The organism is Azohydromonas australica DSM 1124 (genome assembly GCF_000430725.1).
Classification (GTDB): Bacteria; Pseudomonadota; Gammaproteobacteria; order Burkholderiales; family Burkholderiaceae_C; genus Azohydromonas; species Azohydromonas australica.
Window position 1 is genome coordinate 56,842 of the sequence record NZ_KE387217.1, and the last position, 9,313, is coordinate 66,154.

At 65.4% G+C, this 9,313-nt stretch carries 7 protein-coding genes and 1 pseudogene; 4 read left to right on the plus strand and 4 right to left on the minus strand.

Annotation, left to right across the window (positions count from 1 at the left end; genetic code table 11):
• A partial coding sequence (locus H537_RS55255; protein WP_043462042.1) for a hypothetical protein occupies window positions 1-194 on the minus strand: 194 nt, incomplete at its 3' end.
• 124 nt (window positions 195-318) lie between these two features.
• Between H537_RS55255 and H537_RS48095 the strand changes: the two are divergent.
• The 3 genes and pseudogenes from H537_RS48095 (at window position 319) to H537_RS54090 (ending at window position 2,822) form a co-directional block, all read left to right on the plus strand.
• Window positions 319-1,402, plus strand: a pseudogene (locus tag H537_RS48095) (IS5 family transposase).
• Window positions 1,403-1,705: 303 nt separating this feature from the next.
• On the plus strand, window positions 1,706-1,879 hold the full coding sequence (locus tag H537_RS54085) for a hypothetical protein (RefSeq protein ID WP_156902219.1): 174 nt from the start codon (window positions 1,706-1,708) through the stop codon (window positions 1,877-1,879).
• 625 nt (window positions 1,880-2,504) lie between these two features.
• Window positions 2,505-2,822, plus strand: a complete 318-nt coding sequence (locus H537_RS54090; RefSeq protein WP_156902220.1) for a hypothetical protein — start codon at window positions 2,505-2,507, stop codon at window positions 2,820-2,822.
• 44 nt (window positions 2,823-2,866) lie between these two features.
• Here H537_RS54090 and H537_RS0137920 read toward each other — a convergent pair whose 3' ends face one another.
• The 3 genes from H537_RS0137920 to H537_RS0137930 form a co-directional block, all read right to left on the minus strand.
• Entirely contained in the window at window positions 2,867-4,480 is a 1,614-nt protein-coding gene (locus tag H537_RS0137920) for a hybrid sensor histidine kinase/response regulator (RefSeq protein WP_029002008.1), read from the minus strand.
• Window positions 4,481-4,483: 3 nt separating this feature from the next.
• Window positions 4,484-5,287 (minus strand): alpha/beta fold hydrolase, encoded by an 804-nt coding sequence (locus H537_RS0137925; RefSeq protein WP_029002009.1) that lies wholly within the window; start codon window positions 5,285-5,287, stop codon window positions 4,484-4,486.
• Between the two features lie 234 nt (window positions 5,288-5,521).
• Window positions 5,522-8,614, minus strand: coding sequence for a CHASE domain-containing hybrid sensor histidine kinase/response regulator family protein (locus H537_RS0137930; RefSeq protein ID WP_156902221.1), 3,093 nt, complete (start codon window positions 8,612-8,614; stop codon window positions 5,522-5,524).
• A gap of 427 nt (window positions 8,615-9,041) precedes the next feature.
• Here H537_RS0137930 and H537_RS57120 point away from each other — a divergent pair.
• On the plus strand, window positions 9,042-9,313 hold a 272-nt coding region (locus H537_RS57120; RefSeq protein ID WP_441293989.1), incomplete at its 3' end, for a hypothetical protein.

The window sequence follows — 9,313 nt, forward strand, 5'->3', positions numbered from 1 at the left end:
AGCACGCGATGGAAGTTCACGAAGTGCGCTTCGCCGGCCAAGCCCAGTACCCGCAGCACGCTGGCGACGGTGCGCGCGCCGGGCACCAGCACCGCGCCCATGAGCAGCAACTGGGCATGCTGCCAAGTTCGCTGACAAAACAGCCCGGCGAAGCACAAAATGACCTGCGCGAAGCGGGTCGGCAAAACAGACATGGCCTTCTCCCTTGCCCGGAGAGAACAGTCAGTCTACGAGCCGATCCGCTTCGCCTTTACAGCGCGGAAATGGCCAAAGTCGAGCTGAGCGAACATTGGGGTTGGACGTACGAGAAAAACGACGATGCGGGGAGCTGACAGCTACAGCGAGAGCCTGTTCACGACGGTGCTGTTGGAGGACTTCGTGCCGGCGTCACACCCGCTGCGCCCTATCCGCGCCTGGGTCAACGAGGCGCTGGTCAAGATGGACGAGCGTTTCTCGGCGATGTACGAGGCCGACATCAAAGGCGGGCGCCCGAGCATTGCGCCAGAGAAGCTCTTGCGGGCGATGTTGCTGCAGGTGCTCTACAGCATTCGCAGCGAGCGCCAGCTCATGGAGCAGGTGACCTACAACTTGCTCTTGCCGGTGGTTCGTGGGCCTGTCGATCGACGACCCGGTTTGGAACCACTCGGTGTTCAGTAAGAACCGCGACTGCCTCATCGAGCATGAGGCCGTGACGGCGCTGTTCGACGCCACGGTGGAGATGGCCAAGGCCCGGGGGCTGTTGTCGGGCGAGCACTTCAGCGTGGACGGCACGCCCATCCAGGCCTAGGCCGGGCACAAGAGCATCCGGTGCAAGGACGGCAGCGACGATGACCAGCCGCCCGAGAACTGGCACGGCGAGAAACGCAGCAACGAGACGCACGAATCGAAGACGGACCCCGAGTCGCGCCTGTACCGCAAGAGCAATGCAGCGCCCGCGTTGCTGAGCTACTTGGGTCACGTTCTCACCGACAACAGGCATGGCATGGTGGTCAACGTGCACACCACTCAGGCTGACGGCAAGGCCGAGCGCGCCGCTACGGCCGAGATGCTGGGCGACGTGTGCAGCGACACGCAGCGCATCACCGTGGGTGCCGACAAGGCGTACGACACGCGCGGCTTCATCAGGGAATGCCGCGCTCTCAACGTCACGCCGCACGTGGCTCAGAACCTTAAACGCATTGGCGGCAGCGCCATCGATGCCCGCACCACGCGGCACGCTGGCTAAGAGATCAGCCAGATCAGAAGGAAATGCATTGAGCATTGCTTCGGCTGGGAAAAGTCCATCGGGCCGATACGCCAGGTGATGGTGCGCGGTCTGGCCAAGGTGGATCAAGTCTTCACGCTGACCATGGCGGCGTACAACCTCACGCGGCTGTGCGGCTTGGCAGGAGTCCGTCCATGATCCGGGCAGCATGGCCGCAAAAGGCCTGCTGGACTGCCTGCCGGGGCTACGACAGTGACTTGGCAGACCACATTGCTCATCACGGGCCTTCCTGAACCGCTCGAAATTGCACAAGGCGATACCGAAGGTGGTCACGGGCGACCCGACACCGGGTACTCCAACGGCCTGGTAGGCGACCTGTAGGCACCGCGCGTGGCACTGGTGGGCCGACCAAGGGCCGCGAGCGTCTACTGACCTCGCGCCGGTGCCTGGGGCTGCAGGAAAAGTACCGGGCGTCACACCAAGCCACGCCAAGGTCAGAAGATGCCGTCCACGGAAGCCATCGCGCTAGGCATGGCGGTGTTCGGCGCCCTTGCGGCGGTGGCTGGAATCGCTGGCTTCATGGATCACCGGCGGCGCACTGGCGTCATGCTGCTGTGGTGTGGCATCGCCGCCATCGGGGCGGCGTGCGTGCTCTTGGTGGTGATGCCGTACTAGCTGCAGTCCCGAGGGAATTGCCAGGACCGGCCTTTCTTGCCGGTGGCATACACGGCCAAGAAGCAAGATCCTCACAGGCCATGCAGACGGGAGCGACTTCGCCACGCCCGCAAGCATCGACAGGGAATGGTCAAACAGGTTGGCGCCGAAGTCGCTGAAGTGCAGCCATGGGCGAGAGGGAACCCTTCCAAAAGGATTCGAGCCATGAATGCCATCACACAGAACGAACGAGAGACATGGAGCGAGGGCTTCGCTCGTGGTCAAGCGCTTTCGGAAGTAGCCGGCGTCTGTCCATACCCACACGGCTCAGTTGAAGCCGATGCCTGGTTAGATGGCTGGTACCAGGGCGCTCTCAAGACGGACGGTCTCAGCTACCGGGATGGCCCGGTCACGGAGCCCGGTACCAAGCTGGTCTGGCGGGACAAGCCCAGACACCCAGGGCACGCCAGGCGCGGACATGCCGCTACAGCGTGCGGCGGACGCTGCGCATGAGCTGCGGATGGCGCCGCCTCAGCGCCGTACGGCCTCCAGCCGCATGGCGAGCGGGGGCTTGAGTTGCGGCACGACTTCGCTGTCTCAGCTCTGGGCCAGCGGACTGGGTCAGTGCCTCACCGCAATGCCTTTCATGAAAACGCGTGGCCAAGTGGTCAATGGCCGCATCCGTCACTACCAGGTGATGCTCAAGGCCGGCTTCAAGCAGGCGACTGAAGGGGAAGGTGGCAACAACGCCGGTGACAAGCAGGAGAACGGTGCTCTCACCTTGATTGACGCGCGGCAACAGGCTATGGCCGGGATGCGGACCGTCGGCGCACCGCGCAGGCGGGCTTCCAGGCCACCTGACCAAACCGGTGGGCCTCGACGAACTGCAGCAAGTGCTCACGGATGCCGCCGGGCAGCAACCGTCCTGCTGAAGTGCGTTGACGGCGGCTGCCTGGCCTGCTGAATTGGCTGGCGCCCACGGTCGCGCAGCGTCGACGTCACAAGGCATCACTGCCCGGGCGGCATCACTCCATCGGCCAGTACGGCCCTCAGCGTCTGTGGCTCTACTGGCTTGGTCAGGTGGTGGTCGAAGCCGGCCTGCAGTGCGGCGTGCCGATCCTGCTCGTGGCTCCAGCCGGTCAACGCGACCAGCCGAAGCCGCTGGCCGCCGGGCATCTGGCGCAGCCGCTGTGCCACTTCGTAGCCACTGATCCCTGGCAGCCCGATGTCCAGCAGCACCACATCGGGCTGCCACCGAGCGGCCTGGTTCAGGGCTGCTTCCCCATCGAAGGCAACCGCCACGGCATGCCCTTCGAGTTCCAGCAGCAGCGCCAGCGAGTGGGCGGCGTCCTGGTTGTCGTCCACCACCAGCACACGGCGCGCGGCGGCTGCAACAGGGATGGTTGCCTGCGCTTGCGGCGCTGTCTGCCCGGCATGGGCCAGCGGCAGTCGCACGGTGAACTCGCTGCCTTGGCCCAGTCCCGGGCTGGAAACAGCAATGGTTCCGCCATGCAGTGCCGCCAGGCCGCGCACCAGTGCCAAGCCAATGCCCAGCCCGCCCTGCGAGCGCTGCAGCCCGGATTCAAGCTGTGAAAACATCTCGAACACGTGCGCGAGGTGGTCAGGTGCAATACCTATGCCGTTGTCAGCCACCGTGATGACGAGCTCGGCGCCGGCGCGTTGGCACGCCAGCGCGATGTGCCCGCCGTGCGGTGTGTACTTCACGGCGTTGCCCAACAGATTGACCAGCACCTGCGTGAGCCGCACCGGGTCGGCATGAAGCCACGTGGGCTCCTGCGGCAGCGTGATGTCGAGCCGGTGCTGCGCAGCCAGCAGTGCCGGACGCACTTCCTCCAATGCTGCCTGCACGACCACCACCACGTCCAGCAGCTGCAGCCGAAGCTCCAACTTGCCCTGCGTGATACGCGACACTTCCAGCAGGTCGTCCACGAGACGGCCCATGTGGCCGAGCTGGCGCTGCAACACCTCGCGGGCCCAGCACAACTGCGGGTCCTGCAAGTCCTTGTGCAGCAGGATCTCCAGCACGTTGTGCATGGGTGCCAACGGGTTGCGCAGCTCATGTGCCAGCGTGGCCAGGAATTCGTCCTTCTTGCGGTCAGCATCGCCCAACTGCTCGTTGAGTTGGCGCAGCGCGTCACGGTTGACGTGCAGGGCCCGTTCAATTTCGTGGCGCTCAGCCAGCGCAGTCTCGGCGTGGCGGCGTGCCAGCAGCAATTCGCGCTCGTACTTGTGGCGATCGAGCACGACCATGGCGGAGAGCTCGTCGAACACGACATCGCCATGCCGGCGCCGCACGACATTGACCAGCATCGGGATGGTGCGAACGCCGTCGCGATCCACGAAGTCGACCTTCAACTCGGCAATGGCGCCCTGCATCGACAGCAGCGGCATCCAATGGGTCTGGTGGAAGATGCGGCTGCCCATGGTGAGCAGGTCCTGCACGCGGCGCCGGCCTTCGAGATCGGCCTGCTCGTAGCCCAGCCAGTCGCAGAAGGTCTGGTTAACGACGGCGATGGTGCCGTCGGGCCTTGCCAGCAGCAGTCCGCAGGCCGCGTGTTCGAACAGCGACTGCAGCGACGGCAGGCCGGGCGACGTGGACATCCGCTACAGCCCCCGCCCGTGCAGGAAGCTCTCCATGGCATCGATGCTCGGCGACGGCGCGCTCAAGTGCGGGCAGTGGCCCACGTTGTCGATGACGTGCAGTGCGCTGTTGGAGATAGTGCGAGCCATGTACTCGCCCACGCAGCGCGGTGCGATGAAATCGTCGCTGCATTGCAGGATCAGCGTGGGTGTGCCCAGCAGCGGCAACTGTGCGCGGTGGTCCGACAGGAATGTCGCCTGTGCGAAATGACGGGCAATGTCAGGGTCGGTGCGGCAGAAGCTGTTGGTGAGCTCTGCCCCGAGCTCGGGCTGGTCCGGCGCGCCCATGATGGCCGGCGCCATGTTGCTGGACCAACCCAGGTAGTTGCTTTCCATCGTGTCGAGCAGGCCTTGGATGTCGGCCCGGGTGAAGCCGCCGACGTAGTCGCCGTCGTTGATGTAGCAGGGCGATGGCCCGACCATCACGAGCGCGGCGAAGCGCTGCGGTGCTTTGATGCACGCCAGCATGCCGATCATGGCACCCACCGAGTGCCCGACCAGCACCACCGGGATGGCAGCGTGGGCCTCGACGATCTCCAGCACATCCGCCGCGTGCCCGTGCAGGCAGGCGTACTTGTCGAAGTCGTAGGCGTTCAAGTCTGATCGGCCACTGCCCACCAGGTCCAGCAGCACGGTGCGGTAGCGCTGTGAAAAGTGCGGCACCAGGAGCCGCCACATGCGCTGGTCGCAGCCGAAGCCGTGGACAAACACCATGATGGCTGCTCCCTCGCCGGCGACGTTGACGTTGTGGCGTTGCTGGAGAGTCATGAGCAAAGATGTCCGGTTTGCATGCCGTTCGGATGGCTTGGCGAGCAGTCCGAACATACCCCTGGCCACTGTCAGCTCAAAGGGCCACTGGTGACCGTAGTTTGCCAGCGTACACAAACCGGCACACGCGATAGACGAGAGCCCAGGGCTTATGGCTACCAGACGCTGCTGCGGCCCAGCGGACGCTCGGCTCCGCGGCATGACATCTGCGCTGCCCGGGCAGGCAGGCATGCTTCAAGACCCGCTTTTGCCCGGCACCTCGGGCGGTAGAAAGCGCTCCAGAAGTGCCGTCAACTGTGCCATGTCAAAGGGCTTGACCAACACGTCGTCCATGCCGGCGTCCTTGCAACGTTGCCGGTCTTCAGCCAGCGCACTGGCCGTGAGCGCGACGATCGGTGTGCGCTGCAATCTCCGTTGGGCTTCCAAGGCGCGGATGCACCGAGTCGCTTCCAGGCCGTCCATGATGGGCATGTGCATGTCCATCAGGACAATGTCCGGGGCGCCTTGCGCATAGGCCCTGACGGCCGCATCGCCGTTCGGCGCAGGGCGTGCATGCAGGCCGAGCTGCTCCAGCATCATGCATGCCAGTTGCATGTTGACCTCGTTGTCTTCGGCTACGAGGACAGCCTTGCCTGTCAACGCGGCTGCCGACGCACCAGGGGATGTCGGTGCCTGCGTCACAGCTTGTGATGCGGGGGCAGCCGGTGGCAGTGTCAGCACCACCCAGAATTCCGCACCCTGCCCGGGTTGGCTGTGCACACCCACCATGCCGCCATGCAACTGCGCCAGGTGCCTGACGATGGACAGGCCCAGCCCCGAGCCCCCGAAGCGCCTCGTGGTGGAGCCATCCGCCTGCGTGAACGGTTCGAAGATCCGCGCCTGTTGCTCGGCGGTGAGCCCGATGCCACTGTCGCGCACCACAAAGCGCCAGCGTTCGTCTGCCTCGTGCACCAGACACAGATCCACGCCTCCCGCGGACGTGAACTTCACAGCGTTGGACAGCAGATTGTTGAGGATCTGGGATAGCCGCAGTGGATCGCCCAGCACGGGAGCCGGCTCTTGCTGGGGCAATTGCAGCCGCAGCGCCAGCCCCTTGCGCGCCGCCATGGGTTGGAATAGCGCGGCAGCCTCGCGAGCGATGGCGCTCAGGTCCATGGGCACATGTTCGAGCTTGAGCTGGCCGGCCTCGATGCGCGAGAAGTCCAGGATGTCGTCGATGAGGCCCAACAGCAATCGGCCCGAATGCAAGACCAGCTGGGCCTGCTGGCGCTGCCTCGGCGGCAGCTGCGCCTCGGCCAGCGTCCCGGCCATGCCCAGCATCCCGTGCAACGGTGTGCGGATCTCGTGGCTCATGTTGGCCAGGAAGCTGCTCTTGGCACGGCTGGCCGCCTCGGCGTCCTGTGTGCGTTGCCTGAGCGCCTCCTCAAGCCGCTTGCGCTCGGAGAGATCCACGGCCACGTACACCAAGCCGTGCATCGTGGAGTCGCCATCGTGGAGCACCCGAACGTCCAGCAGCACGGGCACGCGCGCCCCGTCGCTGCGCACCAGCTGCCACTCGGCATGGTCCGCACCATTGAGGTGCGACATGACCACCTCGGTGTCCTGCAAGTGGCCGCCGGCCTGGACCTGCAGGCCCAGGGAGCGCGCACGCAGCTCCTGAGGATCGAAAAGCAGCGCGGTTGCCTTCTTGCCCAGGACCTCTTGCTCCAGGCGCCCGGTGAGCCGCTCTGCCGCTGGGTTGAACAGCACGATGCAATCCTCGGCATCGGTAGCAACGATGGCGCTGCCAGCGGCGGCCAGGATCGCCCTTTCGCGCTCGGCCAGCGCGTGCAGCTCAGCCGTGCGCTGCTGTACCTGCTGCTCCAGCGTGGCGTTGAGAGACAGGATCTGCGCCTGTGCGGCACGTTGGGAGCGGATGTCGCGCATCGTGGTGGCGACGCTGGTAACGCGTCCCTGCCGGTCGCGAATCGGCGCCATGGAGACCACCACGTCCAGCGCGTGGCGCGAGCGGTCCAGGCGCACGGTTTCAAAGGGCGGTACGTCCTGCCCCTCGCCAACCCGCTCCAGCATTTGCCAATACTCCTGCTGACGCTCTGCGGGTACCGTGAGTGTCAAGAGGCTTTGCCCCAGCACGTCTTGCTGTGCCCAGCCCAGCAGCCGCTGCGCACCGGCATTCCAGCTCGACACCTCGTCGCCGAGCGTGTGGACGACGATGGCGTCGTGCGCGCTGTCCACCACCGCCGCGCGGCCGGCCCGCTCTTCGTCGGCGAGTTGCCTGCTGCTGACCACCAGGCCGCCCGCGTGCGTGAGCAGCGCCAGCAATGCAGACAGCAGGATCCCGGCCACCACGACGTCCACAGGGCGTCTGAGGTTCAACTGCTCGATGAAGGACGGCAGTGCCTGCACCTCCAGCAGCCAGCGGCGCCCATACAGATCCAGCGTCGCCTGCTGCGTCAACCCCGCTGGTGCGGCTGCGTGCCATGCCGCCGAGGTGAAAAGTTGCACTGCACGCTCCGCCTGCGTGGTGTCCGAGAGCGCCAGGGCGAGATGGCCGCTGGGCTCGATGAAGTCATGCAGCACCTCCTGCGTGAAGAGCGCCCCGACGGCCCAGCCAATGGTTTGAGCGTCGCGTTGCGACGGCAGCGGCGGATCAAGCGTTCGGTAGATCGGCAACACCAACAGGAAGCCATACTCCCGGCCCTGTATGACCGGTGTCACTAGCAGTGGCGCGCTCAGTGCCGTACCTGCGCCGTGCATCGCCGCCAGCGCGACTTCGCGCCTTGCGGGCTCGGACGCCATGTCGACCCCTAGCGCTCCTGCGTTGCCCTCCAGCGGTTCCACGAGCTGCAGCACGAAGCGTTCACCGCTATGCGGGGTGATGGGCTTGATGCGAAAGTCTGGATTGCCGTCAGAGCGCACGGCCTGCACGAAGGCTGCCTCCTGAGCGGCAGGCACGCGGCGCACGAACCCGAAAGCGCGAATGCCAGGGTACTGACGTTGGAAATCACGTGATGCCAGTGCCCGGTGGAAGGCCTCACGGGTGACCTGGTCGGGACCAATTCCTAAAACGACCGAGCGCGCACTGCGCACTCCGCGCTCGTAGAGCAGCATGCGCTGGCGCAGTTGCTCGGCCGCTTCTTGCGCTGCAGCACGCAACTCGGACCGGTGCATTGCGTCGTTGCTCTCTTTCTGCCACCAGGCGGCAGTCCATGCGGCGGCCACGCCTGCCAGGAACACCACCGCGGGCCAGCGCAGCAAGAACAACCAGTGCCGCACGTCCAAGACAAGAGCCAAAAAATGGGGCCAGCGGCCCGGGAGGCGCAGCATGCCAGGGTTGCTGGCCAGCACAAGCGCTGGGGAGTGACTGACTCAACATGCATACAAGCTGGGCAAGCGAAGACTGTTCGCCTTCACCGGGAGGGCAAGCGCGGCCCAGAACTGCCTGAGCCAGCCTTCAGGAGAGCGAGCAAAGCGGCACCGTACTCAGGGGAGGGCACATCCATCCTGCTGCGCTGCACTGACGACGCCATCGCGAGGTTGGACCGGATGCAGCGCAAGCAATGTCCAGCGATGGCCCGTGCTGTGCGCTGAGTGCGTTCCAGCACCGTCCTTCAATCAGTGACGAGGAGGCCAGGAGCGATATGGCCTGCGCCCCTGTGCCGGAAACGGCCCTTTCAGTCGTGACGATGAGTTTCTGACTTGGTACCTTGCCTGGCACACCCTGTCCTTGCAGCCCGCCGGCTGTGCAGGAGTGTTGGACATGCGTACTTCGAGCTTCACCAGGCCCTGGTCCGGCGCATGGCAGACGGCGCTGTTGGCGCTGCTGATGGCCAGCGGTGCCGCACAGGCCGCGCCACGCTACAGGGTGCTGGATCTGGGACTGCTTGAATTCCACTCCACCAGCAACGCGCTGGACATCAACAATCGCGGAGAAATCGTCGGCTGGTCGCTCGATGGCGTCCCGGACGGGGATCGCATCGGTTTCCTCTGGCGCAACGGCGTGATGCAGGCCATCAAGTCGCCCGA